This is a genomic window from Streptomyces sp. NPDC127595, assembly GCF_042671685.1.
Lineage (GTDB): Bacteria > Actinomycetota > Actinomycetes > Streptomycetales > Streptomycetaceae > Streptomyces.
The window spans coordinates 135,498-162,405 of the sequence record NZ_JBHXWK010000016.1 but is presented as its reverse complement, the minus strand read 5'-3'; the positions used below and the strand labels follow the sequence as shown (position 1 = coordinate 162,405).

Annotated in this window: 28 protein-coding genes and 1 pseudogene; 22 read left to right on the top strand and 7 right to left on the bottom strand. The window is 69.9% G+C overall.

Annotation, left to right across the window (positions count from 1 at the left end; genetic code table 11):
- Window positions 1–45: 45 nt before the first annotated feature.
- The 3 genes from ACFVKT_RS36730 to ACFVKT_RS36720 are packed head-to-tail and all read left to right on the top strand — an operon-like array spanning window position 46 to window position 4,189.
- A complete protein-coding gene (locus ACFVKT_RS36730; RefSeq protein WP_385740083.1) occupies window positions 46–1,818 on the top strand; it encodes a condensation domain-containing protein in 1,773 nt (590 codons plus the stop codon).
- Entirely contained in the window at window positions 1,815–3,086 is a 1,272-nt protein-coding gene (locus ACFVKT_RS36725; protein ID WP_385740080.1) for an MFS transporter, read from the top strand. Before ACFVKT_RS36730 ends, ACFVKT_RS36725 begins: the two co-directional genes overlap by 4 nt.
- Window positions 3,086–4,189 (top strand): LuxR C-terminal-related transcriptional regulator, encoded by a 1,104-nt coding sequence (locus ACFVKT_RS36720; RefSeq protein ID WP_385740077.1) that lies wholly within the window; start codon window positions 3,086–3,088, stop codon window positions 4,187–4,189. The genes ACFVKT_RS36725 and ACFVKT_RS36720 overlap by 1 nt, the downstream gene beginning before the upstream one ends.
- A gap of 180 nt (window positions 4,190–4,369) precedes the next feature.
- Here the strand turns inward: ACFVKT_RS36720 and ACFVKT_RS36715 are convergent, their stop codons facing one another.
- A complete protein-coding gene (locus ACFVKT_RS36715; RefSeq protein ID WP_385740074.1) occupies window positions 4,370–4,990 on the bottom strand; it encodes an alpha/beta fold hydrolase in 621 nt (206 codons plus the stop codon).
- 269 nt (window positions 4,991–5,259) lie between these two features.
- On the opposite strand from ACFVKT_RS36715, the gene ngcE reads away from it, so the two are divergent.
- Entirely contained in the window at window positions 5,260–6,690 is a 1,431-nt protein-coding gene (ngcE, locus tag ACFVKT_RS36710) for an N-acetylglucosamine/diacetylchitobiose ABC transporter substrate-binding protein (RefSeq protein WP_385740071.1), read from the top strand.
- 58 nt (window positions 6,691–6,748) lie between these two features.
- Here the strand turns inward: ngcE and ACFVKT_RS36705 are convergent, their stop codons facing one another.
- Both ACFVKT_RS36705 and ACFVKT_RS36700 read right to left on the bottom strand, forming a co-directional pair.
- Entirely contained in the window at window positions 6,749–8,005 is a 1,257-nt protein-coding gene (locus ACFVKT_RS36705) for a hypothetical protein (RefSeq protein ID WP_385740068.1), read from the bottom strand.
- A gap of 63 nt (window positions 8,006–8,068) precedes the next feature.
- Window positions 8,069–8,584 carry a SigE family RNA polymerase sigma factor gene (locus ACFVKT_RS36700; protein WP_385740065.1) on the bottom strand — a complete coding sequence of 172 codons (516 nt, stop codon included), beginning with the start codon at window positions 8,582–8,584 and terminating at the stop codon, window positions 8,069–8,071.
- A gap of 214 nt (window positions 8,585–8,798) precedes the next feature.
- Between ACFVKT_RS36700 and ACFVKT_RS36695 the strand changes: the two genes are divergently transcribed.
- Both ACFVKT_RS36695 and ACFVKT_RS36690 read left to right on the top strand, forming a co-directional pair.
- The gene (locus tag ACFVKT_RS36695; protein WP_385740062.1) at window positions 8,799–9,383 is read left to right on the top strand and encodes a hypothetical protein; all 585 of its coding nucleotides are present in this window, start codon (window positions 8,799–8,801) and stop codon (window positions 9,381–9,383) included.
- Window positions 9,384–9,386: 3 nt separating this feature from the next.
- Window positions 9,387–9,800, top strand: coding sequence for a hypothetical protein (locus ACFVKT_RS36690; protein WP_385740059.1), 414 nt, complete (start codon window positions 9,387–9,389; stop codon window positions 9,798–9,800).
- A gap of 39 nt (window positions 9,801–9,839) precedes the next feature.
- On the opposite strand, the gene ACFVKT_RS36685 is transcribed toward ACFVKT_RS36690, so the two are convergent.
- On the bottom strand, window positions 9,840–11,534 hold the full coding sequence (locus ACFVKT_RS36685; RefSeq protein ID WP_385740056.1) for a chitinase: 1,695 nt from the start codon (window positions 11,532–11,534) through the stop codon (window positions 9,840–9,842).
- A 421-nt stretch (window positions 11,535–11,955) separates the two neighbouring features.
- Here ACFVKT_RS36685 and ACFVKT_RS36680 point away from each other — a divergent pair, with 421 nt between their 5' ends.
- The 14 genes from ACFVKT_RS36680 (at window position 11,956) to ACFVKT_RS36615 (ending at window position 23,941) form a co-directional block, all read left to right on the top strand.
- Window positions 11,956–12,903: a hypothetical protein gene (locus ACFVKT_RS36680; RefSeq protein ID WP_385740053.1), complete on the top strand. Its 948-nt coding sequence runs from the start codon at window positions 11,956–11,958 to the stop codon at window positions 12,901–12,903.
- A gap of 165 nt (window positions 12,904–13,068) precedes the next feature.
- Complete coding sequence (cpaB, locus tag ACFVKT_RS36675; RefSeq protein WP_385740050.1) at window positions 13,069–13,782, top strand: Flp pilus assembly protein CpaB; 714 nt, start codon at window positions 13,069–13,071, stop codon at window positions 13,780–13,782.
- A gap of 10 nt (window positions 13,783–13,792) precedes the next feature.
- Complete coding sequence (locus ACFVKT_RS36670; RefSeq protein ID WP_385740047.1) at window positions 13,793–14,059, top strand: hypothetical protein; 267 nt, start codon at window positions 13,793–13,795, stop codon at window positions 14,057–14,059.
- Window positions 14,056–15,675, top strand: coding sequence for a CpaE family protein (locus ACFVKT_RS36665; RefSeq protein ID WP_385740044.1), 1,620 nt, complete (start codon window positions 14,056–14,058; stop codon window positions 15,673–15,675). Before ACFVKT_RS36670 ends, ACFVKT_RS36665 begins: the two co-directional genes overlap by 4 nt.
- Window positions 15,672–16,151, top strand: a complete 480-nt coding sequence (locus ACFVKT_RS36660; protein WP_385740041.1) for a TadE/TadG family type IV pilus assembly protein — start codon at window positions 15,672–15,674, stop codon at window positions 16,149–16,151. The genes ACFVKT_RS36665 and ACFVKT_RS36660 overlap by 4 nt, the downstream gene beginning before the upstream one ends.
- A 26-nt stretch (window positions 16,152–16,177) precedes the next feature.
- Entirely contained in the window at window positions 16,178–17,521 is a 1,344-nt protein-coding gene (locus tag ACFVKT_RS36655; protein WP_385740038.1) for a CpaF family protein, read from the top strand.
- Window positions 17,522–17,570: 49 nt separating this feature from the next.
- Window positions 17,571–18,512: a type II secretion system F family protein gene (locus ACFVKT_RS36650; protein WP_385740035.1), complete on the top strand. Its 942-nt coding sequence runs from the start codon at window positions 17,571–17,573 to the stop codon at window positions 18,510–18,512.
- Window positions 18,513–18,519: 7 nt separating this feature from the next.
- A complete protein-coding gene (locus ACFVKT_RS36645) occupies window positions 18,520–19,416 on the top strand; it encodes a DUF5936 domain-containing protein (protein WP_385740032.1) in 897 nt (298 codons plus the stop codon).
- A 134-nt stretch (window positions 19,417–19,550) separates the two neighbouring features.
- Window positions 19,551–21,023 carry a sensor histidine kinase gene (locus ACFVKT_RS36640; protein WP_385740029.1) on the top strand — a complete coding sequence of 491 codons (1,473 nt, stop codon included), beginning with the start codon at window positions 19,551–19,553 and terminating at the stop codon, window positions 21,021–21,023.
- On the top strand, window positions 21,016–21,750 hold the full coding sequence (locus ACFVKT_RS36635; protein ID WP_385740026.1) for a response regulator: 735 nt from the start codon (window positions 21,016–21,018) through the stop codon (window positions 21,748–21,750). Before ACFVKT_RS36640 ends, ACFVKT_RS36635 begins: the two co-directional genes overlap by 8 nt.
- Before the next feature lie 117 nt (window positions 21,751–21,867).
- Window positions 21,868–22,071, top strand: a complete 204-nt coding sequence (locus ACFVKT_RS36630) for a hypothetical protein (protein WP_385740195.1) — start codon at window positions 21,868–21,870, stop codon at window positions 22,069–22,071.
- Window positions 22,068–22,676 carry a pilus assembly protein TadG-related protein gene (locus tag ACFVKT_RS36625; RefSeq protein WP_385740189.1) on the top strand — a complete coding sequence of 203 codons (609 nt, stop codon included), beginning with the start codon at window positions 22,068–22,070 and terminating at the stop codon, window positions 22,674–22,676. The genes ACFVKT_RS36630 and ACFVKT_RS36625 overlap by 4 nt, the downstream gene beginning before the upstream one ends.
- Before the next feature lie 15 nt (window positions 22,677–22,691).
- Window positions 22,692–23,291, top strand: coding sequence for a hypothetical protein (locus ACFVKT_RS36620; RefSeq protein WP_385740023.1), 600 nt, complete (start codon window positions 22,692–22,694; stop codon window positions 23,289–23,291).
- A gap of 2 nt (window positions 23,292–23,293) precedes the next feature.
- Window positions 23,294–23,941, top strand: coding sequence for an OmpA family protein (locus ACFVKT_RS36615; protein ID WP_385740021.1), 648 nt, complete (start codon window positions 23,294–23,296; stop codon window positions 23,939–23,941).
- Between the two features lie 100 nt (window positions 23,942–24,041).
- Here the strand turns inward: ACFVKT_RS36615 and ACFVKT_RS36610 are convergent, their stop codons facing one another.
- Window positions 24,042–24,620 (bottom strand): TetR/AcrR family transcriptional regulator, encoded by a 579-nt coding sequence (locus ACFVKT_RS36610; protein WP_385740018.1) that lies wholly within the window; start codon window positions 24,618–24,620, stop codon window positions 24,042–24,044.
- 77 nt (window positions 24,621–24,697) lie between these two features.
- Between ACFVKT_RS36610 and ACFVKT_RS36605 the strand changes: the two genes are divergently transcribed.
- Together ACFVKT_RS36605 and ACFVKT_RS36600 are read left to right on the top strand one after the other, a co-directional pair.
- Window positions 24,698–25,564 (top strand): SDR family oxidoreductase, encoded by an 867-nt coding sequence (locus tag ACFVKT_RS36605; RefSeq protein WP_385740015.1) that lies wholly within the window; start codon window positions 24,698–24,700, stop codon window positions 25,562–25,564.
- Between the two features lie 267 nt (window positions 25,565–25,831).
- Window positions 25,832–26,020, top strand: a complete 189-nt coding sequence (locus ACFVKT_RS36600) for a helix-turn-helix domain-containing protein (protein ID WP_385740012.1) — start codon at window positions 25,832–25,834, stop codon at window positions 26,018–26,020.
- Between the two features lie 146 nt (window positions 26,021–26,166).
- On the opposite strand, the pseudogene ACFVKT_RS36595 reads toward ACFVKT_RS36600, so the two are convergent.
- A pseudogene (locus tag ACFVKT_RS36595) lies at window positions 26,167–26,580 on the bottom strand (type II toxin-antitoxin system VapC family toxin).
- Window positions 26,580–26,900: a type II toxin-antitoxin system Phd/YefM family antitoxin gene (locus tag ACFVKT_RS36590; protein WP_385740009.1), complete on the bottom strand. Its 321-nt coding sequence runs from the start codon at window positions 26,898–26,900 to the stop codon at window positions 26,580–26,582. The pseudogene ACFVKT_RS36595 and the gene ACFVKT_RS36590 overlap by 1 nt, the downstream one beginning before the upstream one ends.
- Window positions 26,901–26,908: the final 8 nt, after the last annotated feature.

The window sequence follows — 26,908 nt, the reverse complement described above, 5'->3', positions numbered from 1 at the left end:
CTCACTCCCGTCCTCCCACACGCCAACGACCCCCGAGGTGACCAGTTGCCACAGTTCACGGTGCCCTTTTCCGGTTCGCGTAGCCGTAGCGGGCCGCTCTCCTTCGGGCACGCCAACATCGTGCGCGCCATCACCATCGACGACGACCCCACCCGTCTGAACCTCGCCATGGTCTTCGACGCTCCTGCCGAGGCCGACGTCGGCCACGTCGCGGGGCTGTTGCGCACCCTGGTGGAGCGGCACGAGTCGCTGCGCACCACCTACCGGCTCACCACACCCCCTGTGCAACAGGTCGCCACAGAGGGTGAGTTCAGGATCGAGCTGGTCGAGGCGGCGGAGACGGAGGGCGATCCGCAGGACGATCCGCTGACCCTCGCCGAGCACACGGCCCGTCTCCTGCGCGCCAAGGTCTTCGACCTCACCGCCGAACTCCCGTTCCGTGCCGCCCTGGTGACGCGTGACGGCGTCCCGCTCCATCTGGTCTGGGTCGTCACCCACGCCGCGATGGACGTTGCCGCCTGCGAGACCCTGCACAGCGAATGGACGGCCCTGTCGGCGGGCCGGCCGCTGCCGCCGCCGTCCATGCAGCCCCTCGACGTGGTCGAGTTGGAGGCAACCCCACGCATCCAGCGGCTCGGCGAGGGAGCCCTGCGGTACTGGGAGGCGCAGCTTCGCCGGGTGCCGCAGGCGATGTTCACCCCGTCGTACGCCGCTCCGGCGAAGACCTCGTGGCTGCACGCCGGACTCGGCATCCGCTCCCGTACCGCGCCCGGACATCTCCGGGCCGTCGCCGAGCGGACCGGAGCCAGCCCCTCTGCCGTGGTGCTCGCCGCGCTGACCGCGCTGCTCGCCCACCGCACCGGGCACCGCACGGTCGTCACCACCTCGTTGTCCGGCAACCGGGTGGTCCGCGCGCTGCGCGGCTTCGTCGGATCGCTGGCCCAGGACGCCCTGCTGCCGGTCGAGTTCGAAGGTCTCGACGGGTTCGACGACGTGGTGCGCAAGGTCCGCTCCACCGCGCTGCCCGCCTACCGCAGCAGCTGGTTCGACCCGACCGCCGTCTGGCAGGTCATCAACGGCGTCAGCGGTGAACGCGGCATCAGCTTCGCCCGCGACCTCGTCTTCAACGACATGAGCGCGCTGGCCACGGACGCCGCCTCGCCGGACCAGTCCGCGCGCGGCCGGCTGCCCGGGGTCTGGATCCCCGGCCATCAGGCCCCGCTCGAAGAGGACCCGGAACTCGGCGGCAGCATCACCTGGCTGCCCGCCGAGGACATCCCCTGCCGGTTCTTCGCCTGCCTCTACCGGATGGACGAGGAGTTCGAACTGACCCTGTGGGTCGACCCGCAGACGCTCGCACCGGCGGAGGCCGAGGAGTTCGGCCGATCGCTGCTGCGCCTGCTGCGCGCCGCCGCCGAGGCCGATCTGCCGCTGAAGGACCTGCCGTCGCTGACCGCCCTCCCGCCCACCGAGCGCGGCGACGGCTGGGTCCTCAGCGATCACACCTGGATCGAGCCCGCCGCCGTACGGGACCTGCTCGCGGAGGTCACCGGGGACGTCCCGCACGCGGTCACCGTCGTGCCCGACGAGCGGATCGGTCATCGGGTGGTGTGCCATCTGGCCGCTCCGGCCAACCCGGAGGCCGTCCACGAACGGGCCCTGGTGGCGCTGCCCGGCCGGGTCACGGCCATCGTCCCGCACCACTACCTCGTCCACCCCGCCCCGCCGGCCGACGACCCGGCCGACCCCGCCGCCTGGGCCGAGTTGCCGGTCATCGCCGAAGCAACCGGCCGCACCCGAGGACGTGACAACGCGTGAGTACGGAAACCGACCTCCGCACCGACAAGGGCGCCGCCCCGGCCGCGACCCTGTGGACCACCAACTTCCGCCTCTACTTCGGGGCCCGCACCAGCTCACTGCTCGGCGACGCCATGCTGCCCGTCGCGCTGTCCGTCGGTCTCCTCGAAGCCGGTTACGGCAGCGGAGGCGTCGGCTACGCGCTCGGCGCCTGGATGGGCGCCCTCGCCCTGTGCATGCTGTTCGGCGGCGTCCTCGCCGACCGGTTCACACCCCGCCGCATGATGGTCCTCGCCGACCTGGCACGGCTGCTCATCCAGGCCGGCATGGCGGGCATGTTCATCACCGGCCACACCTCGCTACTGGCGGTCGTGGCCCTGCAGTTCCTCTCCGGCTGCGCCACGGCGCTCTTCCAGCCCGGCGTGGCCAGCATGGTCCCGCAGGTCGCCACCGACGTGCAGCGGGCCAACGGCGTGCTGCGGATCGCCGAGTCCAGCGCCGGGATCCTCGGCCCGGCCCTGGCGGGCGTCCTGGTCGGACTCTCGGGCGCGGGCACGGTCTTCGCCATCTACGCCGCCACGTACGGCATCAGCGGCCTCTGCCTGCTCGGCCTGCGCATCAAGACGGCCGTGGCGGACGCCTCGGAGTCCTTCCTGCGCCAACTGTCCACCGGCTGGACGGAGTTCCGCTCCCGCCCCTGGCTGTGGGGCGTCATCTCGACCTTCCTCCTGTACGGCTGCTTCGTCGCGGGTGTCTCCCTGCCGGTCGGCGCGGACCTGGTCGTCGACGAGCTGGGCTCCACCGGCCTGGCCATCGGCATGGCCGCGCTGGGCGGCGGCGGAGTCATCGGCGGCATGGTGGCGATCAAGGTGCGCAGCACCCGCCCACTCGCCGTCGGTTCGATCGGCTGGGCGCTCTACGCGCTGTCGCCGGTGGTGACCGCGGTGCGGCCGAACATCGTCCTGCTCGCGTTCGTCTGGGCGCTGGCCGGTGCCGGGCTCGCGTTCTGGGCGGTGATCTGGACGACGACCGTGCAGACGCAGATCCCGCCCGAACTCCTCAACCGCGTCTACGCCTACGACGTGGCCGGCTCCCTGGTCTCCATGGCCCTCGGGCGCTCGCTCGCCGGCCCGCTGGCATCCCTGGTCGGCCAGCGCACGCTGATGGTGTTCGCCACCGTGCTCGGCCTGCTCTGCAGCGGTCTGCTGCTCGCCGTACCCGCCATCCGGCAGTTGCGCGCCGTACCCGTCGGCCCGCTGCCCGCCGGAGACGACGACCGGAGGAACTGATGTTGGACATCATCCCCGCACCGAATCAGCCGTCCGGGCCGCGCACCCGCGAGACCGTCGACGTGTTCGCCGTACAGGTCTACGAGTTCGTCCTCAGCCGGCCGGGCGTGACCCGCGAAGCGGTCGGGCGTGCGCTCGACGCACCCTGGCAGCACGTCGACGACGCCCTCGAGGTGCTGCGCGGTCTCAGACTGGTCAAGGCGCCGGTCGGCCCGCGGGACGGCCTGGTCGCCGTCGATCCGGAGGCCGCACAGATCGAGCTGATGGTGCCGCTGGAGCGCGCCATCCACGACAACCGGCGCAGGCTCGCCGGCGTGCAGGGCCAACTCCAGTCCTTCATGGCGGCGTTCCACGACAGGGGGCACGACCGGCCGCGCGGCGGGACGGTGGTCGTGACCGACGACGCCGAGGAGATCGAACTGCGGCTGGTGGAGGCCGCACACCGCTGCACGCGGGAGATCCTGCTGATGCAGCCCTGCGTGGCCCAGGAACACCCCGAGCTGCGGCAGGCGCATCCGCTGATCCTGGACGCGCTGCAACGAGGCGTACGGGTACGGGTGTTGTACCCGCACACGGCCCGCGGCGACGCCGGGACCCGCTCACGCATCCGTGAACTCGTGGCGGCGGGCGGGGAGGTGCGGACTTCCCGCGAGATCCACCGGCGGTCCCTCGTCTTCGACCGCAACACCGCCTTCGTCCCGGCCGAATCCACCGTGGACGCAGACACGGGAGCCACCGAGGAGAGCGGTACGGGAGTCACCGCCGTGTACGAGCCGGCGGTGGCGACCTTCCTCGGCAGCCTCCACGACCTGGTCTGGGAACCGGCGTTCCCGCTGGAAACCGCCACGGTCGGCTACGGGGACGTCCGCAACGACCTCAGGTCGACCATCCTCGAACTGCTCGCCGCGGGCATCAAGGACGATGCGATCGCCCGCCGGATAGGGCTGTCCGAGCGTTCCCTCCGGCGCCATGTCGCCGCCATCATGCGGGATCTGGCGGCGGGCAGCCGCTTCCAGGCGGGGGTGATGGCCGCGCGGTCCGGCCTTGTCGACCCGGTCCGGGCGGGCACGCTCACGGACCTCGGGGAGGAAGGGGCCGCCTGAACCCGCGGACGGGAGCGGACGGGAGCGGACGGGAGCGGAGAAGAGCGGAGGAGAGCGGACGGGAGCAGACGCGGGCGGAGGAGAGCGGACGGGAAACGGAGCGGCCCGCCGGAGGCGCTGTGCCTCCGGCGGGCCGGACTTCGTGCGGGTCGCACTTCTACGCGTCAGGACTGCGGCCGCTCAAGCCCCGCGTCGCTGGGCCAGCAGCCAGTCGTAGACCTCCGGGTTGTCGTACGTCCGGGTCCACGAGTCGTGTCCGACGCCGGCGTAGCGCGTGAAGCGTGCCTGGTTGCCCCGCCGGTGCAGGGCGTCGACGACCTTCGCGGTGTGCTCGACGGGGATGTTCTGGTCGTCCTCGCCGTGGAAGGTCCACACCGGGAGCATCCCGATGCGGTCGGCGGCCTCGGGCATCCACGATCCGCAGATGGGCGCGGCGGCGGCGAACCGGTCCGGGTAGCGGGCGGCCATGCACCAGCTGCCGGCCCCGCCCATGCTCAGGCCGGTGACATACACGCGGTCCGGGTCGATGCGGTGCTGCTCGATCACCTCGTCGAGCAGGGCGTACACCCCGGAGATCTCGGCGGCCCAGGTGCTGTACGCGGGACACTGCGGCGCCAGCACGACGAAGGGCAGGTCGGCGCCCTGCGCCACCTGCTTGACGGGCCCATGGGCGACGAGGTCCAGCGGATTGTCGCCCCGCTCCGACGCACCGTGGAGAAACAGCAGCAGGGGCCAGCGTGTTCGCTCGTCCCGACCGTATTCACTCGGCAGCGAAAGAGCGAAGGGAAGGCTGTTACCCACATTGTCCACTTTGAACGTGGACGTTTGAAGATCGGAGGTCATAATCCCAGCATCCTGCCAGTGGACACTCACTGTCAATGAACCCTCGTCGGGCGGAGGAAATGGAAAAAGAACTTCCCCTGCTTTCGCGGACAAGACTGCCGGTACCGCCCTTCCCGGGTTCACCGTGGCCACCGAACGACAAGAAAGCGCAGGTCAGTTGGGTAGTCCAAGCGTGAAGGACTTCCTCTTCCGGGAAAGCGGCCGCTCGGTTTCGCTATAGCTTCCTTATGGCTTCGCCCTCGCAGCCGCCCGCTACTGTTCTTCCGTGCATTCGACCGCCGCGGAATCCACAGAATCGTATGGCGCAGAATCGTATGGCAGGGATTTCCGTGGCGCGACCTGGGGAGATTTCACACATGGCCACGCAGCACACGGCTCCGGCAGCGGGAAACCCCTTCGGGGTCCGCGAATCCGACGCGCTGGAGGTCGTCGTCTTCGACGGCGGGCTCGGCGACCGGTACGTCCTGGACGCGGAGGACCGTTACCGTACGGCGTTCCCCGGGGCCGGCGTCACCCACAGCGCCGTGCCGGACATCGAGACCCTGCTCCGGCCCCGCTTCGACGGCGGCACCCCGCCCGACCTGGTCGACAACACAGGCCCTGGCTCACTGCCCACCGCGGCGCTCGCGGCGGCGGGGGAGCTGACCGACCTGCGGCCCCTGCTGGCGGCGCCCTCGTACGACGATCCGGCGAAGACCGTCGGCGAGACGCTGATACCGGGGGTCGCCGCGAAGGGCCGCTTCGGGGGCGAGGAGGTGTGGGCGCTCAACTACGCCTACACGGCCTTCGGTATCTGGTACTCCCAGCAACTGCTCGACAAGTACGGCTGGTCCTACCCGCGGACCTGGGACGAGATGCTGGACCTGTGCGCGGAGGCGAAGAAGGCGGGCATCGCCGGGTGGACCTATCCCGGCGCCTACCCGTACTACCTCCAGTGGACGCTGTATCCGTTCATCGCGAAGATCGGCGGCACGGACGTACTGAGGTCGATCGAGCATCTGGAGCCCGACGCCTGGCGGCATCCCGCGGTACGGCAGGCCTTCGAGGCCTATCACGAGCTCACCGTCCGAGGCCATGTGCTGGACGGCAGCGCGGAGTTCGACCATGTGCAGGCACAGGCCGCCTGGACCCGGGGCGAGGCGCTCTTCATCCCGAACGGCACCTGGGTGGAGAAGGAGACCCGGGACACCACTCCGCCCGGTTTCCGGATGACCGTGGCCCCGCCCACCGGGCTGGACGCCTCGGACGCCCTGCCCTTCGGCACCGTCTGGGCGCAGGTCGGCGAGGCCTACGTCATCCCCCGGGACGCCCAGAACCGGGCCGGTGCGATGGAGCTGCTGCGGCTGATGCTCAGCCGCGGGTCCGCGCGCGACTTCGCCCTGCACTCCTCGTCGTTGACCACCGTGCGAGGTGCCGTCGAGGGAATGGACCTGCCCTCCGGACTCGCCTCGGCGGACGCGATGCTGGCCGCGGCGGGCAGCCACATCGTCGCGCCCCGCACCGACTGGTACCAGACGCTCAGCCGCGAGGTGATCGCCTCGATCATCGGCGAGATGATGGCGGACCGCATCAAACCCGCCGAGGCGATCGAGCAGATCCAACGCGCCGCGGACGCCACCGCCAACGACCCCACGGTCAGGAAGTACCGCCACCCCTGACCTGAACAGGGGTGGCGTACCCAGGAGTTCTGACGGCGGCTGGTCCCACGGGGGTGGCTCAGCCGACCGTCAGCCACTTCGGGCTCGTGGCGATCGCCTTCAACTGCTCGATCGTGACAGCCGGAGCCTCACGCGTCGCGTCGCTCTCCTGGCCGCCGGAGTTGAACGCGCTGACCACCACACGCCTGCCGTCGGGCCTGATGGTGTCGGCCGTCCACATGACGACTCCCGAGCCGCCCTTCTCGCCGGGCCCCTGCCGGGTGACGACCTTCGTGCCGTCGGGCAGGACCTCGGCGTCCGGGCCGAAGAGCTGCCCCTCGACATCCGACATGTCGGGCTGGACATTGATCTGGATCAAGCTCTCGCCCTGCCCGTCGTCGACCACGACATAGGCGAACCCGGTGTCCTGGCCGCCCTTTCCGACCACCTCGACGTCCTCGGGGAGCAGGGAGACGAGCGTCGACCGGATCGCCTCGCTGTCGATGCCGGCGGGTGGTGCCTCGGGGGTCCCGGTCGGCGTCTTCGGGTCGTCGGGGATGGCGTCGATCGCCGTACGCCATTCCGTGGCCGTGACCAGGGCCTCCAACTGCGCTGCCGACAGGGGCGGTTCGTCCCTGCTCACCGGTGCGCCCTTCTCGGCCGGGGCGTTCCATTCGTTCACGGTGACGTGCTGCCCCTGCGGAGTGACCAGGTACGCGGTCCACAGTTTCGTGTCCACGCGGCGGTCCGGATACTCGTACCCCTTGAACAGCGTGAGCGCCGAGCCGTCGGCGAGCCGGCTGGTGGCGCAGGAGTCGTACGGAGACAGTGCCTTGTCCGGGCATTCGACGGCCTGGGCGCTCTGCTCACCGTCCGGCGCGAGCCGACCGAGGCTGACCGTGACAGCCGCCTTGCCCTGCCCGTCGTCGTACACGACCTCTGCGTACGGGCCCAGCAGCTCGTCCGTGCCCCGTGACTGCCGCCCGCTGAACTCGCCCTCGGGGAGCAGCTTTTCGAGGGTGCGTACGAGTTCGTCGCCGGAGATCGCGCCGGCCGGCGTCCCGGCGATGGACGTCGAGGCCCCCGCGCTCGCCGCCACGGAACGGCCACCGCCCTCGCCGCCCCCGGGCACGAGCAGCGCGGCGCCCAGTCCCACCAGGGCGACCCCGGCCACCCCGCCCATGACAGCGGCCTTCCGGCGGAGCAGGAGCCTGCGCCCGCGCTCCTCCCCGGCGGCGAGCAGTGCGCCCCGGTCGGTCTCGTAGGACTCGCCGGCCTGGCGCAGGACCGTGCCGATCCGCTCCTCGAACTGCTCTTCCGGCTCTTTCATGGGCATGGCGAACCAACCTCTCCGCGGTCGATAAGTCGATGTGGGTTTCAGTGAGTTGTGAGCGCCGGTTCAGGGGGTCGCGTACTCGTCGAGCGCGTCGCCGAGCAGGACGCGCAGCCGGGCGAGGGCGCGGACGCAGCGGGTGCGTACCGCGGCCGAGCTGACGTTCATCGCGTCGGCGGTCTCCTCGATGCTTCGGTCCTCCCAGTAGCGCAGGACGACCACCGCCCGGTCCTTGGCGGACAGCCGGCCGAGCGCCTCGACCAGGGTCAGCCGCAGGGGTGTGTCGGCGTCGGCCGAGTGCGGGTCGGGGAGGTCGGGGAGTACGTCCGTGGCACGCTCCCCGCTGCTGCGGCGCCGCTGGTGCGCGAGGAACGTACGGGTGAGGACGGTCTGGGCGTATCCCGCCGGGTTCTCGGCCTTGGCGACCCGGTGCCAGCTGACGTACAGCCGGCCGAGCGCCTCCTGCACCAGGTCCTCGGCGAGATGGGTGTCCCCGCCGGTGAGCAGACATGCGGAACGGTACAGATGCCCCGCGCGTGCCGCCGCGAACTCCTGGTAGCCCTCCGCCCGGCCCTGTCTCATGCGCCGCCCTCCCCGTGACTCCCTACGGCCCTCACTTCTCTGATGCGGTGGACCCGCGGAAATGTTTCAACGGGGTGGGGGGATCGCCGGCCACCGCGTCACGCCCACCCCGCCCCACCCCACCTGTGAACCGTAGTTGGGACGCGTATTCGAGGTCACCCCATGGTGTAGCACGCGGCATGAAGTCGCCCGGCCGTGCCTAGGGTTGATGGTCATGAGGTCAGACTTCGGACTGGGCGCCGCCGTGGTGGCAACCGTCCTCCTCGCCGTCCCCCAGCCCGCGGCGGCCGCGGATCCCACACACCGGGCGGCCCCGGCCCAGTGCACCGAGGGCGGCCGGGATTCCCGGTACCGCTCCTCCGTCCACGACGGGGAGATCCGCTGGAAGGACGAGACCGGGTTCGACGACGCACTCGCCCGGGCGAACAGGGTCTGGTCCACCGACGGGCTCGCCCAGGTCCGGATCAGGCCCGCCCACACGGATGTGACCGCCGACCTGCGCTGGCGCGAGGTGAACCGGACCGGGCCGGGCTGGAGGAACGTCTACGGCAAGTGGTCCTCGGGGCCGGGAACCGACACCATCCACCTCAACCGGGCCTACCTGGACGACGGCAGACGCCGGGGCGACACCAGGGCCCGCCGCGTGGTGGCCGCGCACGAACTGGGCCACGCCCTCGGCTTCTGCCACAAGTCGGCCGACCGGTACGCGACGTTGATGGACGCGGACTTCGGGCGCCTCCCCAGGGACGGCAGGCCGACTAAGGGCGACCGCCGGAACTATCACAGGCTCTGGGGCTGAGGAATGAGGAGAGCACGGATCGCGGCTGTCTCGGCCGTCGTCGCGCTGGCCCTGGCCGGTGGCGGCTGGATCGGCCACGAGAGCCCGGACACGGTGGAGTCCGTGGAATCCCTCACCCGCTACGACCCCGCCGACCCCCGGCAGGTCACCGCCACCGCCGACGACGTCTTCGTCGCCGACGTCCTCGCAACCACCGGCCGCAGAACCATCGACGACATCGACTGGGACCTCTACCGGGTGCGGGTCGGCGAAAGCCGCAAAGGCGACCGCACGGGCACGGTGCAGGTGGCCGTGGAACACGGCAGCCCCCTGCTGACGGCCGGCGCCGCCTACCTCTTCGCGACCAACCGCTTCCCCCACCCCGCCGACGGCAACGGCCAGGTGGCCGGGACGACGCCGAGGGCCGCACCCCGCTAGGGAGTGCGGCCCACGGGCTCACTGGAGGAAACGGAGGTACTACGGCAGTGAGTGGACCTTCGGTCCGACCGAGTTGGACCAGGCGTTGCCCGCCGTGGCGTCCCAGTTCGTCGACCAGGTCATCGCGCCGCGCAGGTCCGGGTAGGTCTTCGACGGCTTGAACGTGCCGCAGTTGGTGCCCGCGGTGAGGCAGTCGAGGGCGTTGTTCACGATCGTCGGGGAGACATAGCCGCTGCCCGCGCCGCTGGTGGAGGCGGGGAGGCCGAGGCCGACCTGGGACGGGGCGAGGCCGCCCTGCAGCTGGATGCAGGCGAGCGCGGTCAGGAAGTTCACCGTGCCCTGCGAGTACACCTGGCCGTCGCAGCCGAGCATCGAACCGCTGTTGTAGTACTGCATGTTGACGACGGTCAGGATGTCCTTGATGTTCAGCGCCGTCTGGAAGTAGGCGTTGGACGTGGACTGCATGTCGATCGTCTGCGGCGCCATCGTGATGATCAGCGACGAGCCCGCCTTGGTGGAGAGGGACCGCAGCGCCTGCGTCATGTACGTGGCGTTGAGACCGTTCTCCAGGTCGATGTCGACGCCGTCGAAGCCGTACGTCGTCATCAGGGAGTAGACGGAGTTGGCGAAGTTCGTCGCGGACGCCGAGTCGTTCACCGACACCGTGCCGGTCTCACCGCCGATGGAGATGATGACCTTCTTGCCCGCCGCCTTCTTGGCCGCGATGTCCGCCTTGAACTGGTCGACGGTGTAGCCGCCGAGCCCGGCCGAGTCGAGGCTGAAGGTCACCGCGCCCGGTGTCGTGGTGGCGGAGGCGAAGGCGACCGCGATGATGTCGTACTGGGACTGGACGGCGGAGATCTTCTGGACCGTGGCGCCGTTGTTGAAGTTCTGCCAGTAACCCGTCACGGCGTGCTTCGGCAGCGTGCCGCCGCCGCCCCCGCCGGACGCGGTCGTCGTGCCGGTGACCGTCGCCGACTTGGCCGACTCACCGGCCGAGTTCGTCGCCGTGACCTGGAAGGTGTACGAGGTCGAGGCGGCCAGCGAGGAGACGGTCGCCGAGGCTCCGGTCACCGACTGGACCTTCGTGGCGCCCTGGTAGACGTTGTAGCCGGTCGCGCCCGAGACCGTGTTCCAGGCGAGGGACACGGAGGACGAGGACGTGGAGGAGACGGCCAGACCGGCCGGGGCCGCCGGGATGGTCGGCGCCGGGTCGCTGCCACCGCCGCCGTCGGGGCCGAACACCGAGATGTCGTCGGCGTAGTAGGGCGCCTGCCCGTACCAGCCGTTCGTGTACACCGTCACCGAGGTCGTCGAGGCGCCGGTGGTGAAGGTGGTCGTCAGCTGCTTCCAGGCGGCGGAGTCGGGCGTCCAGGTCGACACGTCCGTCGTCCCCGTGCCGGTCACGCCGAGGTACGTGTACCCGCCCTGAACCCAGGCGCTCAGCGTGTACGTCGAGTTGGGCTTCACGGCGACGGGCTGCGTGCACTTGGCGTTGTCCTGGCCGGCCGGCGTGCCCTTCAGCGCGGCAGCGCCGCCGTGCACCGGCGAGGAGACGGTCGTACCGCTGCCCGCGGTACACGTCCAGTTGGTCAGGCCCGACTCGTAGCCGGCGTTCTTGACGTTGTTGATGTCCGCGGCCGAGGCATCGGTGGCGAGACCGGCGACGGTGAGGAAGGAAGCGGTGACGGCGGCGGCGAGGAGCCCCGCCCAAGTACGTCTGCGTCCGGACATGCCTGAAACGCGGTCCACTGGGACCTCCGGTGAGGGGGACGGAATGGGGGAGAGCTGGGCAGAGCTGGGGAGGGCGTACGGAACGGTGGTCACCGTTGTTGGGGTACAAGGTGGTCCAGACCAATTGGGTTGTCAAGACCTCTGGCGCCTGCCGGACCCCTCAACGCCCTTACCGGCGCGCCGAGTTGTGGCATATGCGGCTCACTCTCCGTTGATCATGCCCGCACCTTCAGTGAGTTGATCTCGCGAAGTCGGTGTTGAGGGGGGCATGCCGTGGATATGGTGCTGATGCAGGAGAGCGTCACAGTGGCGATCTATGGCTATATGTGACGGTCCATGGCGAAAAAGGGGCGATCTGGGGCGGTGGTTGACCACTCCGCCACAGTGAAGGGCCCGCCGCAGCGAACGGGGTGTGTGCAGCGTGCCGACCGCGATAGCCGTCACCAGTCCCGATCTGGTGCTCCCACCGCACGACCGGCAGACCCCGCCCGCCGTCGTCCAGCCCCTCGACACCCTCGAAAGCTCCCTCCTGGGGATGCACGCGCTCATCGAGCAGCACGGGTACGTCATCTCGCTCTACCCCGCCTCGGTCTCCGGCCATGTGACGCAACGGCTGCGCACCGTCCGCTCCGTCCTGGAGAGCGACCGCATCGCCCTGCTCGGCATCGACCTTCCGCCGCTCGGAGTCGCTCTGCTGGCCCAGCAGTTGAGACAGCTCTCGGTCTGCGACTTCAGCCCGGGCGTGCTCGCCTCCGCCGCCCGTCTGCTCGCCCACTACATCTACGCCGGCGCGCTGCTCGGCTCGGTCGCCAAGCTCGACCAGGTTCCGGTGTCCCTGAAGTCCCACGCCAAGTCGTGGGTGCCGGGAGCCCAGTTCGCCGTACTGGCCAATCCGCGGCCACAGCTCGTACGCGTCGGCCAGGAGGAACTCGCCGGGCCGGAGTTCGGCACCCGGCTGCTGGCAGCCTCCGGCCAGGCACCCTCCGACTGGGTCACCGCGACGCTCGCGCCCGCCTGGCGCGTGCAGGGTGTCGCGACCGTACCGCTGCCGGAGGAGTCGGCGCGCTGGTGGGGGACCGGGAAGCTCGTCGAGTTCGCCGCCGGGCTGTACGACGTGTCCGTGCTCTACCAGCTCGTGTCGTCCGTCCGGCGGGAGCAGTGCCACTGGTGCGGGCTCGAACTCATCGGTGACCGCTGCGGGTTCTGTGCGGCGCCACTGGCACCACCGTCGTCGTCCACGCCGCAGCCGTCGCCGTCACAGACGTCGCAGGCGCGGTCACTGTCCGCACCGTCATCGTCGACGGAGCTTCCGGCTGCCGCCGTACGGGCAGCCTCTTCTGTACGCGCCCTGCCCCCGGGCGCCACATAAGCACCGCCGAGCACCACCAGGTACGACCGCTCGACCCCGCCGTCCCCGCCCCACGATCGAGGTTGTCCGGATCATGCTGCAGCACCCTGGGGGACAACCCCCGGACCCCAGGCAGGAAAAGCAGCTCGGCACAGTCCCCGGCACGCACCTACGAGGTGAGAATCAGTGAACTCGCGCCAGCGCCGCGGCGTCATCCTGCTGGTCCTCTCGGCCCTGTGCGCCATGGGCGCCTTCGCCGGAGTGCTCTCGGTGATCCGCGACGTGAACTCCAAGGTCGGCCCGGAGGTGGCGGCGTACCGCCTGAAGGACGACATCGCGCCCTACAAGGTGCTGTCGGCCGACCAGTTCGAGAAGGTCGAGATGCCCGAGCGGTGGCTGTCGTCCACGGCCGTCACCGACCTCTCCCAGATCCGCGGCAAGATCGCGGTCACCCAGCTGGAGAAGGGCTCCCTGCTCCAGACCGACATGATCGTGGACCGGCCCGCGCTGGAGGCCGGCCAGCAGGAGATCGCGATCATGATCGACGCGTCGACGGGGGTCGCGGGCAAGATCAACCCGGGGTCGCGGGTGAACATCTACGCCACCTTCAAGGCCGAGGGTGACAAGGGCGTCAACCAGTCCAAGGTCATCGTCGAGAACGCCCGCGTCATCGACGTCGGCAAGCTCACCGCCCTCGACCCCGGCCAGTCCACCGTCGAGCGCAGCCGGACCGCCACCCAGGCCGTCCCCATCACCTTCGCGCTCGACACCGCGGACGCCCAACGCGTCGCGTTCGCCGAGTCGTTCGCCGAACACGTCCGGCTGGCCCTGGTGGCGGGCGGCTCGAACACCCCCGTCGCTCCCGGCGACCGCACGTACACCCTCGACGAGGACAAGTAGGAGGCCGGGCATGACGAGGCCAGGTGTGACCGTGCCGGGCGTGAGGTCCGCGAGGCGGGGGATGGCGCTCGCGAAGTCGGCCGTGTCGATCGCGGAACCGGTCGTGACGTCCGGCGAGTCGGCCGTGATGTACGCGAAGTCGGCTGCGGAGATCGCGGAGTCGGCTGTTACGGCCGAGAGGCCGGCCACGGCGATCGCGAGGCGACCCGCGACGATCGCGAGTCCGCCCGTAGGGATCGCGACAGCGGTCGTGACGATCCGTAGGTGGGTCCGATGACCATCCGTATTCTCCCGGCCGTCGGTGACATCGACTCGGCCCGTGCGCTCACCACACTGCTGAGCCAGCTCGCCGACGCCGAACCGGCCCCGCCGGTGGCCGACTCCACGGCCCTGCTCGACACCCTCGCGCGGCTCGCCGGGGAGTCGCTGGACGAGCTGCCCGAGGTCATCCTCGTCCACGAACGGATAGGCCCCGTACCGGCGTTGGACCTGATCCGGGACCTCGTGATGCGCTTCCCGGCGGTCGGCGTCGTCCTCATCACCGCCGACACCGGCAACGGCGTACTCACCGCCGCCATGGACTCCGGCGCCCGAGGCATCGTCGGCCTGCCGCTGGGCTACGACTCCCTCGCGGAACGCGTCCAGGCAGCCGCCGCCTGGTCGCGCGGCATGCGCCGCCATCTGGTCAGCGGTACGCCGGAGTTGTACGCCGGGCCCGGCGGCACCGTCGTCACGGTGACCGGCGCCAAGGGCGGCGTCGGTGCGACGGTGACGGCCGTCCAACTCGCCCTCGCCGCCCGCGCTTCCGGCCGTGACGTGGCCCTGGTCGACCTGGACCTCCAGTCCGGCGACGTGGCCTCCTACCTCGACGTCCAGTTCCGCAGGTCGGTCGCCGACCTCGCCGGCATCAGCGACATCAACCCCCGCGTACTCCAGGACGCCGTCTACACCCACGACACCGGCGTCGGCCTGCTCCTCGCCCCCTCCGAGGGCGAACGCGGCGAGGAGGTCACCGACCGGGTGGCCCGCCAGGTCCTGGCCACCCTGCGCTCCCGCAACGACGTCGTGATCGTCGACTGCGGCTCCCAGCTGAACTCCGCGACCGCCGCCGCCATCGAGATGGCGGACCACGCCCTGCTCCTGGTCACCCCCGACGTCATCGCCGTACGCGCCGCCAAACGCATGATCCGCATGTGGGACCGCCTCCAGATCCGCAAGGCCGAGGAGACGACGACCGTCGTCAACCGTTTCGCCCGCGGTACGGAGATCCAGCCGTCCCTCGTCGAGAAGGTCACCGGCACGAAGGTCGCCCGCTCGGCGATACCCGCCGCCTTCAAGGAGCTCCAGTCCGTGGTCGACGCGGGCCGGCTCCAGGACCTGGACGCCCGCTCGACCGTGAAACAGGCCCTGTGGGCGCTCGCGGGTGAACTGGGACTGGTCATCGCCCAGGAGGGCGGGGGCGGCGGCAGGCGACGCAAGGCCCCGTCCTCGGACCGGGGCGCACTGGCACTGCGGCGCAAGGGCGGCGACCGAGGCGCCGTGACCCTCGAATTCGCCGGGATGTTCCCGCTGTTGCTCGTCGTGATGACCATCCTCTGGCAGTGCGTGCTGTACGGCTACTCGTACTCCCTCGCCGGGAACGCGGCGGACGAGGCGGCCCGCGCGGCTACGGCGGCGTACGCGGTGAATGGCGCCGTGGGCGGGGAGTGCCAGGCGGCGGGGAGCGAGCATCTGCCGGGGGCCTGGGACGGTGCCACGATCGCCTGCGGCCCGGACGGCTCGCTGATGAAGGCCACCGTCAGCGTCCAAGTGCCGCTGTTCTTCCCGGGGTTCGATGTGGACTGGACCGTGGAGGGGGAAGCGGGCGCGGCGCTGGAGGGTGATGGCGGATGAGCCTCACCCGGATCACCCGGATCACCCGGATCACCCGGATCACCCAGCTCTCGCAGGTCACCCAGCTCTCGCAGCTCTCGCAGATCACCCGGCTCTCGCAGGGACTCAGGCGTCGGCGCCGAGGCCTGAGGCATCGGTTCAGGGACGACCGGGGCGTCTCCATCCTGGAGTTCGCCGGGTTCCTCCCCATCCTGCTCGTCGTCGGGATGGCGGCCATCCAGCTGGGCCTGATCGGCTACGGCATCAACCAGGCCGGCACCGGGGCGCGAGCCGCGGCACGGGTCGCGTCGCAGGACGGGGACGGCGTGGCGGCGGGACAGGACGCGGTGAGTGGCTGGCTCAACCCGGCCGTTCCGGCGCCTGCTGTGGGCCCCGACCTCACCACCGCCACGGTCACGGTCACCGTCCCCTCCGTCATCCCCCTCTTCGACCCCGTGACCGTGTCCCGCAGCGCCACGATGCCCACCGACGACTGACCGCCCGTACGAGAGGAGCCGAAGCCATGAGCCTGCGTTCCCGCATCGCCGCCCCCGACGAGGGGGGACCCGCCCGTGAGGACGGACACCTCGTCGCCCTGTACCGCACCAAACTGCTCGAAGAGATCGACCTCGCCGAGATGTCGAGCCTGGCGGCGGCCGAACGCAGGCTGCGCCTGGAACGCGTACTCGGCCACATCATCAGCCGAGAGGGCCCGGTCCTCTCCTCCGCGGAACGCTCCCAGCTGATCCGCCGAGTCGTCGACGAGGCCCTCGGACTCGGCGTCCTGGAGCCACTCCTCGCCGACGCGTCGATCACCGAGATCATGGTCAACGGCCCGGACTCGATCTTCGTGGAGCGGGCGGGACGAGTGGAGCAGCTCCCTCTGCGCTTCGCCTCGAACGAGCAGTTGATGCAGACGATCGAACGCATCGTCTCGACGGTCAACAGGCGGGTCGACGAGTCGAACCCGATGGTCGACGCCCGCCTCCCCACCGGCGAGCGCGTCAACGTCATCATCCCGCCGCTCGCGCTCACCGGCCCGACGCTCACGATCCGCCGCTTCCCCCGTGCGTACACCCTCCCGGAGCTGATCGGCCTCGGCACCCTCGACGAGCAGATGCTGATGCTCCTCGCGGCGTTCGTCCGGGCCCGCTTCAACGTCATCGTCAGCGGCGGCACGGGCAGTGGGAAGACGACCCTGCTGAACGCCCTCTCCGGGCTCATCCCGTCCCACGAACGCATCATCACCATCGAGGACTCGGCGGAACTCCAGCTCCAGCAGGAGCACGTCATCCGCCTCGAATCCCGCCCCCCGAACGTCGAGGGCAAGGGCCAGGTCACCATCCGGGACCTGGTCCGCAACTCCCTCCGGATGCGCCCCGACCGCATCATCGTCGGTGAGGTCCGCGGAGGCGAGACGCTCGACATGCTCCAGGCGATGTCGACGGGGCACGACGGTTCTCTCGCCACGGTCCACTCCAACTCGGCCGAGGACGCGCTGATGCGCCTGCAGACCCTCGGTTCGATGTCCGAGGTCCAGATCCCCTTCGAGGCGCTGAAGGACCAGATCAACTCGGCCGTGGAGGTCGTCGTCCAGCTCTCCCGGCACGCCGACGGCTCCCGCAAGGTCACCGAGATCGCGCTGCTGGTCTCGCACGGCCGCGAACAGTTCCGTATCGCGCCAGTCACTCGTTTCGTATCCAGCCCCGTGGGCCCCGACCGGGTCGTGCGCGGCTACTTCGAGCATCTCCCGCTCCCGCGCGCGGTCGCGGAGAAGCTGTACGTCGCCGGCGAACCGCTCCCGCCGGCCTTCGGCGTGGCCGAGGCCCACGTCGACGTACTGAACACAAGGCAGGCCATCGGATGACCCCCGGGCCGGAGAGTCGGATGACCCCCATGTCCGGGAGGTGTGAGCCATGAACAACCCCGCCCTGCTCGCCCTCGGCGCGACGGTCCTGTGCGGCACGCTCGCCGTCGCGGGCGTCCACGCGTACGCCGCCGGACGCGCCCAGCGCCAGGCACTGGTCGACCGCCTCTCCGGCGCCGGCCCCCTGCGCAGCGCGGCCGGCAGAGTACGCCGCTTCGCCGGCATCGACCGGCGGCTGCGCCGCACCCGCATAGGCCGCACCATCCACATCCGTCTGTCGGCGACGGGACTCGACGTGACGGCGGGGGAGTTCTTCACATACGTCACCGCCGTGGTCGTGGCACTCTGGCTGATCGCGGCGGCGGCCCTGGCCCCCTTCTTCGGCCCGATCGCCGCCCTCATGGGTGTCTGGGGCGCGGCCGTCTTCCTCAACTGGCAGCGCCAGAAACGCATCGAGGCCTTCATCAGCCAACTCCCCGACGTGGCGCGCCTGCTGGCCAACGCTACGGCGGCGGGGCTGGCGCTGCGGACCGCCCTCGCGATGGCGGCGGAGGAGCTGGAAGCCCCGGCGGGCGAGGAACTCGCGCACGTGGCGGACCAGTTGACGATGGGCCGGACGGTCGACGACGCCCTCGCCGAACTCTCCGAACGCCTCCCGTCCCGCGAACTGATCGTCCTGGTCACGACCCTGGTGCTCGCGAACAAGGCGGGCGGATCGGTCGTCAGCTCGCTGCGCAACCTCACCCAGACCCTGGAGGACCGCAAGGAGACCCGGCGCGAGGTCCGCACGATGCTCTCCGAGGTCAACGCCACCGCCTTCACGGTCCCGTTCCTGGGCATCGGCTCACTCGTGCTGATCAACTCCTCGAACGAAGGAGCCCTGGCCCGCGTCACCGGCTCCCCGCTCGGCCAGGGTCTGGTCCTCCTCTCCCTGGGCCTCTACACCGTCGGCTTCTTCGTCATCCGCCGCCTCGGCAAGATCGACGTATGAGGGAGGGATGACCTTGCTGCCCCTGCTCCTTGCTCTCCTCATGGCCGCCTCGATCGCGGGCGTGCTCCTCGGCATCCGCATGATCAGGGCCGACGCCAAACTGCCCTCCGACCTGGTGCTCGCCCTGGAGGTCGGCGGCACCCGCGTCTCCAAGGCGGACTCGGCCGTCGACCGCCTCGGCATGCGCTTCGCCCCCGCAGTCCTGCGGCTGATGGGCCCCCGCCGCGTCGACGCCAAACGCCGCCGCATCGACATGGCGGGCAACCCCGGCGGCCTGACCCTCAACCGCTACGCGGCCCGCCGGGCGGTCTACGGCGTCTTCGGCGTCGTACTCGGCCTGGTCTTCCTCTCCAACGGCCAGCTCCTCTTCGCCGCCCTGACGCTGGCCTTCGGCCTGGTCGCCGCCGACGCCCTCATCTGGCAGGCCGTCCGCGAACGCAAGGAGGTCATCGACCGCACCCTCCCCGACTTCCTCGACGTCCTCGCGGTCGTCGTCTCGGCGGGCCTCGGCTTCCGCCAGGCCCTGGACCGCGTCGCCGAGAAGTACGAGGGCCCCTGGGCGGACGAACTGCGCATCACGCTCCGCCAGATGGACGTGGGCGTCAGCCGCCGCCAGGCCTTCGACGAACTCCGCAGGCGCAACTCCTCCGAACAGGTCGCCCAGTTCGTCTCGGCGCTCCAGCAGGGCGAGGAACTCGGCTCCCCGATCGCCGACACCCTCATCCAGCTCGCCAACGACATGCGCCGGACCGACGCCCAGAACGCCCGCCGCCGCGCCGCGAAAACCATCCCCAAGGCAACGATGGTCACCCTTGTCTTCATGCTCCCGGCCACGATGATCCTGATCGCCACGGGCATGTTCCTCGGCTCGGGCACCGACTTCGGCTCGATCCTGGGCCGATGATGAGGAGTCGCTTCGCTCACCTGCCACGGCCGTCTCAGCTATGGGCACGCGCCCTGGGGGCGGCAGCCCACCCACAGCGGCACGGCGGTGTCGTGGGCCGTCGCAGCCGACTTCGCTGTGGGCATGCGTGCCGCTTGGGGCGGCACCCGTCCCAAAGCGAGCGGCACCTCGCAAACGCCGAGCAGCGCACCCAACCCGCGGTCCACCAGCACGCCGGGCGCGAGATGGAGGGGGCGAGCACCAGTACAGGCTGGCCCCCCGACGCCGAGAACCCAGCAGCTGGCGCCCGCTGGCCAAACGGCGACGCCGGTTACCTGGCAGACGACGCCCCGCCCCCGGGAAGTATCCGTCTCCAGCTCAACGCCCTACAGGCCCTCTGCCGCCAGGCCTTCGCCGTACGCCTCGCAGCGATCGCGATCGGCGCCCCCGTCGCGATGGCCAACGCGACGGACGGCCCACCCCGCTACGCCGTACTCGCCGCGGCGGTCCTCGGCGTCATGGGCTCGTACGCCATGCTCCGGGACTGGGACCGCTTCGGCCCCCGTCTCCTGGCCCACCCCACCCTCATGGCCGTGGACCTCAGCTTCGGCGCGATCCTGCTCCTGACCGCGTCCCCTGCCTCTCCCCTCGCCTACGCGACGGTCTGCACCCCACTCCTGGCGGGCCTCCTGTATGGCTGGCGCGGCTCGGGCGTCTTCACTGGCCTGCAGCTGATCGTCCTGCTCACCGTGTACAGGGCCTGGGCACACCACCCGGGAGCAGGGGCCAACACCCTCCTCATCGCAGGCTTCTGCGTCGGCGCGGGGATCATCGGCGTCACCCTCCGCAACCTGATGTTCCGCTTCGGCGCGGCCAGCGAGGCACTGTCCGAAGTGACCTCCCGCCTGGCCGTGGCGGAAGCCGTGGAGTCGGAACGAGCCCGCCTGGCCCGCGAGATGCACGACTCGGTCGCGAAGACCCTCCACGGCCTGGCGCTGGCGGCGGAGGCGCTGGCGGCATCGGCGAACGCGTCGAGCACCGCGGCCCCTTCGGACCCTTCGTATCCGAAGACACTCGACGCCCTCAAGGGCCAGGCAACGACAGTGGCGTGCGCGGCGCGCAGAGCCGCGGCGGAGTCACGCGCCCTCCTCTCGGACCTGCGCCACCACACGGACCTCGTCTCCGAACTCACCCTCCGCACAGTGGACTTCGAGTCGCATACGCAGATCAGGACCTCCCTGAACCACAAGGGCGGCCGCTGCCCCTCCCTCCCCGCCACCACGGCCCACCACGTCCTGGCGATCGTCTCCGAGGCACTGGAGAACACCCACCGCCACGCGGACGCGAAGCGCGTCACGATCGAACTGGAAGCCTCCGACACCGCCCTCACGGTCCGCGTCCAGGACGACGGACGAGGCCTGCCGGCCGCCACCACGCTCCAAGACGCAACGAAAACCGGCCACTTCGGCCTGCTGGGCATGACGGAACGGGCCGCCACCCTCAACGCCCGCATTCACCTGGGCCCCTCCCCGCAGGGCGGCACGGAGGTAGCGGTCACGCTCCCTGTCACGCACCCCGCTCCGCCCGGCGCTCCCCACCCCCCTCAACAGGAGGCCGCACATGCCTGACCAGGCACTTCCCGGCCCGCCGCCGCTGCGCGTACTCGTGGCCGACGACAACCCGGTCGTCCGGGCCGGCCTCACCGCGCTGCTCGGCGGCCACCCGGACATCGAGGTCGTGGCGGCGGCGGCCGACGGCGAAGAGGCCCTCGCCTCCGCGACCCGCCTCACCCCGGACGTCATACTCCTCGACGTCCGTATGCCAGGCACGGACGGCCTGACCGCCCTGCCGGGCCTGGCGCGTCTCGCCCCCGTGATGATGCTGACGTACAGCCGGGAACCCGAGGTCGTGGCCGAGGCCCTGCGCCGCGGCGCGACCGGCTACCTCGTCCACGGCGAGTTCACCGCCGCCGAACTGATCACGGCCGTACGGAACTTGAGGCACGCCACTCCGGTTTTCACGAATTCACTCGGTGTTTCCTACGAACCGAACAAAACTTCTTCGCATCTGCAACCATCTATGGCACAGTCTTCAACGACGCGACTCACGCACGCGGCGGCCCTTCACCGCCGCACCCCCAACCGGCCGGACTTCGGCCTGAGTTCAAGGGAGGTGGAGGTGATGGACCTCATCGCAACCGGCATGAGCAACCGCCAGATCGCCGCCACCTGCTTCATCAGCGAGAAGACGGTCAAGAATCACATCAACCGCATCTTCGCAAAGCTGCACAGTTCCACGCGCAGCGAAGCGATCGCCCACTGGCTGGGCACCGCGCGCGAGGGGTGGGTCCGGTGACCCCGCGATGGACGCCGTTGCGCGGAAGTTGGGCCCATGGACCCACTCGCAGTAGGCGGGTTCTCACGTACGGTGCTCGGGTTGGTATTGATGGCGTCGGCTGGGAAGGCAGAGACAATGAGCAGGCTCGAGACGTGGACGCGGACCGTTGCCTCCCGGATGCGGGGCGAGAAGCGAGACGCGGGGGCCGGGTTCGTGGAGTACGCGGGCCTGATGATCATCATTGCGGGGATCTTCACGCTGATCGACAGCTTGGGGCTGGACGGCCTGATCTCGACCGCGATACTCAACGCGGTCACGGATGTCATTGGCGGCGGCTGACCTCTGCACGGCTACAGAGCGACCGAGGGCAGACGCTTCCCATTTATATCTGGCTGACGGGGATCCTGCTCTTCGCCGCGTTCGCCTTCTTCGCCTTCGCCCAAGCAGCGTCCGCCCGCAATGGAGCTCAATCCGCGGCGGACGCTGCGGCGTTGGCGGCCGCGCAGGACGCGCGGGACGAGATAGTCGAGGAACTCGGTGGCGCCATCGGCCAGGAGGACAACTGGCTGGACTGGCTCGACGGCGACCTCGACCCCACGGGTGCGGGAGCGGCCGCCGCGGCCCAGCAGTTGGCCGCCGAGAACGATTCGACTCTTCAGGGCATCCAGTTCGTCACGATGAGCGGCTTTCCCGGGTTCGAGGCCGACATCCAGACCAACTACACGGTCGGCGACTCGATCATTCCCGGTACGGAGGGCATGCAGGCCAGCGCTCATGCCGTGGCCGTCATCCAGCCGCGATGCGATTTCGATCTGGACGCGGATCCCGAGAATCCCGTCCAACTGGACTGCGACGGCGAGATCGTGGACATCGATCCAGGAGATTTCGATCCGGTCGAGCTTCCGGACGCGTCCGTGCTGTTCTCCGTGCATCTGGCCGAGTGAGAGGAACTTGTACCGATGGGCATTCGGCACACCATGAAGGGCCGCAGGGCGCTGAGCGCGGTGGCGATCACGACTGGGCTGCTCCTCACGGTGGCCGGCTGCGGCGGGGGAGACGGCGGGGAGTCCGACAAGGGAGCCCCGACCTCCTCAGCTTCCGCGACGAGCGGCAGCAGCGACGGTGGCGACGCGGAGTCGAAGACGCCGGAGCCCGAAACGGTGCTTGCGGAGGTCAAGGGTGAGAACGGTCTGGTACTGGCGATCACGTCCGCCAAGCGTGACGAGGGCGGGTTCGTGACTGTCGAGGGGACGGTCACGAACAACACCGACGGCGCCTGGGTCGCGGCGAACTGGCGGGGTGATGAGCAGGAGTTGACCAAGAACGGCGCCTCCATCGCTGGAGCTGCCCTGATCGACCAGAAGGGCAAGAAGAAGTACCTCATCCTCCGCGACACCTCGGGACGCTGCCTGTGCACGCAATTCACCGGTGGCGTACAACAGGGCGCGACCGCCCAGTGGTTCGCCCAGTTCCCCGCACCCCCCGCGGACGCCACCGAAGTGGACTTCCAGGTCGGTGGAATGCCCCCAGCCTCCATCCAGCTCACCGAGGGCGAGTAACCATGGCCCTCCAACCCCGCAGCGCGGCCACGACGTTCACCGCGCTCGCCGTACTGGCCACCCTGAGCCTCACCGGGAGCCCGGCGCACGCCGATGACGAGGACCCCAGCGCTCCGCCGGGCAGTGTGACCACTTCCCCGCCCCCCGAAATCGACGCCAACAGCCCCGGACTGAAGCTCTCCGACGGCGGAACCCTCGCCCCCGCCAAAGTCCTCGACATCAAGTCGGTAGTAGAAGACCTCGGCGGCGAAGAGCGCCGTGAAGACACCAACTCGGACGTGACGTTCGCGCTGCAGGCCGAGGTCCTCTTCCCCAAGGACAGCTCGAAGCTGAACCCCGAGGCCCGTTCACGTATTCAGGCGATCGCGGACGAGATCGAGGCCCAGAACGCGACGACCGTCAGGGTCTTCGGCTTCACCGACAACCTCGGCTCGTACGCCCACGGCCTGACCCTCTCCAAGAACCGCGCCGAAGTGGTGCACGACCAACTGGCCTCCTACCTCGGCTCGATGGACGTGACCTTCGAGGTACGCGGCTACAGCGAGGACTACCCGATCGCGGACAACACATCGGAGGAGGGCCGCCGCAAGAACCGCCGAGTGGAGGTGACGTTCCCGCGGGTCGCGGAATCAAGCTCCAGCGAGAGCTGAGGCCGTCTTGCAGGGTCTCAGCTTTCGCGGCGGGATCTCAGCCCGGATGGCCCATCGGTGGCACTTCTGCCGTCTTCGTGAGAGTCGCAGCTCGGAGTGTTCACCGGCCCTCTCCGCCAGGCCGTAGGCCGTTGACCAGCAATCCCAGCAGATGCTCGGCTGTTCCTTCTGGTACCTGCTCGCGCAGCCAGGCGGCGGCGTTCATCAGCGCATGTACGTCCGCTGCCGTGACGTCGCTGCGGACCGCGCCGGCCTCGCGGGCGGCGGTCAGCAGGGCCTCTGTGATCGCGGCCATCCGCTCACACGCCTCGTGCAGTTCCGATGCCTTGTCGTCGAGGCCCTCCATCAGGAGTGCGGCAAGGCCCCGGTACGCCGCTGCGTGCACCGTGACGGCGCTCATCCACTCCGCGAGGGCGTCCAACAGCGAAGTCCGTTCCGGCAGTTCGCCGCCAAACCTGAAGAGCGCCGCGTGTCGCTCGCGTAGCAGGGCTGCACACAGCGCCCGCCGGTTCGGAAAGTGCCCGTACAAGGTTCCGATCGCGACTCCGGCCTGGCGGGCGATCCCTTCCAGCGACGCCCCGGTGCCCTGCTCGCGCAACGCTCGGTCGGCCGCCGCCAGGATGTTGTCGCGGTTCCGCTGCGCGTCGGCGCGCGGTCGGCGCGTTCGAGTGCCGCTCATCCACCAGCCCCTTGCCAAGTTGAGGGTTCCTCGACTTATTATTTCGAGGATCCCTCACTTTAGGGGAAGGGCTTCATATGATCTTGGTTACCGGAGCCACCGGATCCATCGGCAAGCATCTGGTCCGGCAACTCCAGGAACTCCGGGTACCGTTCAAAGCACTCGTCCGGGATGCCGGCAAGGGTCGTACGCTCGGCTGCCCGTACGTCATCGGAGACTTCGACGACCCCGACTCGATGGCCGCGGCGCTCGCCGGTGCCGACCAAATCCTGCTCAACGGCGCGGGCGCGGTCCCCACTGCCGACGGGTCGCCGCAGCCCATGGTTGCCCAGCAGAAGGCCGTCATCGACACGGCCGGGCGCGTCGGCGTAGGGAAGATCGTCAAGGTCTCGGTCTGGCACGCTCAGCAAGGCGGCAAACTCGCCGAGGGTGCGCACTGGGACATTGAGCAGCACCTGAAGGCGTCAGGCATCGAGTGGACCCTCCTCCAGCCCAGCGGTTTCATGCAGAACTTCATCACCGGAGCGGGCACGCTCAGCGACAACGGGAGCCTCATCGCCCCGGCGACCGACGCGCCGGTCTCGTACATCGACTGCTACGACATCGCCGCAAGTGCGGCCGTCGTGCTGTCCGAGTTCCTGGGGGCGGGCCGGACTTTCGTCCTGACCGGCCCGGAAGCACTCACGATGGCCGAGATCGCCGGGCACCTCTCCGGCACCCTCGACAAGCCCGTCGACGTCATCGGCCTGAGCCGCGATGACATGGCGGTACGACTCAAGGCGCAGGGCGTTCCCGCACAATTCGCCGCCGACGTCGCCGACCTCTGGGCTGACGTCGGAACCGGCTCCCTGGCGGCGACAACGCACGACGTCAAAAACCTGACCGGATGCGAACCGCGTACCTTCGCCGAGTTCCTGACCGCAAACCGGGCCGCCTTCCGCTGAGTCGCGAGCCCACGGGGCTGCTGCACCGAATACTGCGGATCATCCTCCGTCGGACCGGCCGCCCCGACCTCACCGTGATCGCTGAAGACGTCCTGGGGGCGGTTGTCGTAGCCGCGTTCGGCGGGAGCGTACTTGGTGAAGCAATGAACCACAGCCAGCCGCTGGAAGACTCTGCGTCGACGCAAACTCGCTGAGGGCTTCACTGAGCCGGAAGGCGTAGCAGAGGCTCGTCGTGAGATCCGGCTGTCCACGGCCCTGGCGCAAGCGGTGTACGACCGGCGTGGCGAACTCGGGCTGACTCAGACCGAACCGGCCGCCCGCGCCGGCCTCACCCAGGCGAAGGCCTCCCGCATCGAAGGCTCTGACACCGCCCCGACACTGCCGTTCCTCGCCAAGCTCGCCGCAGCTCTGGACGCCACCCTGAACATCGCCCTCGAAAACGACGACACCCAATAGACCTTCACCGGGCATCGCACCGACCCGGCCCGAGCAGACTCGGTCTGCTCAGGCCGGGTCTGCCAAACGATTGGTTCTTCCAAGATTCTGGTGGTGACATTGCCGAGGGTCGCGCGGCCGGGCTGAAGCGGGGGCTGGACGGCGGTTCACAGCTCGGCGGGGCTCTGGACCGGGAGACTCAGCGCATGCGCGCACTCGATGAGCCTTTTGTCGTACGCCACGAACGCACTGACGGCGCTGCCCAGACTGAGTGCCGCGGCACAGTGCAGTGCGTCGACTGAACGGAGGCGTTCGGTGTGCGGCAGGCGGCCGGCCCTGTCGAAGGCGGCGGGGCGCAGGCGTACGAGCGCGCAGTCCTCCAGCCATTCGTCCACCTCGCGGAGCGTCTCCTAGTCCGATCCGCAGGCTGTCAGAGCCCGTCGCAGCTCCGTGCGGGTCAGATCGCTGGTGAGAACCGTCAGGGAGCCCTGCCGGGTGAGCCACCGTTCGAGAGCGGCGCTTTCCACCTCGGTCTTGAAGAGCTTGATCGCCGCCGACGTGTCCAGGTAGATCACCGACATCAGCGATCACCCTCCAGATCCCGTAGGTCCTGGAGTGACTGGCCCGCCACGTCCCCGTCCGGTAAGGCGGGGGCTCGCCGGATCTTGGCCGTCTCCGCTGCCGTGCGGGCACGGGCCAGGTCGGCGCGGTCGATGACGCCGTCCTCCACCGCCTGGTTGATCGCCTCTTCGGCGGGATCCGGAGGCAGTGTCCGGGCAACCGTACGGCCAAGGCGGGTCACGGTGATGGTGTCGCCACGCTCCAGCCGCTTGAGTGCAGCGGCGGCGTTGCGCTGAAGATCACGGACCGTGATGGTCGTGTTCCGCTTGTCTTCGGACATGGCGAACA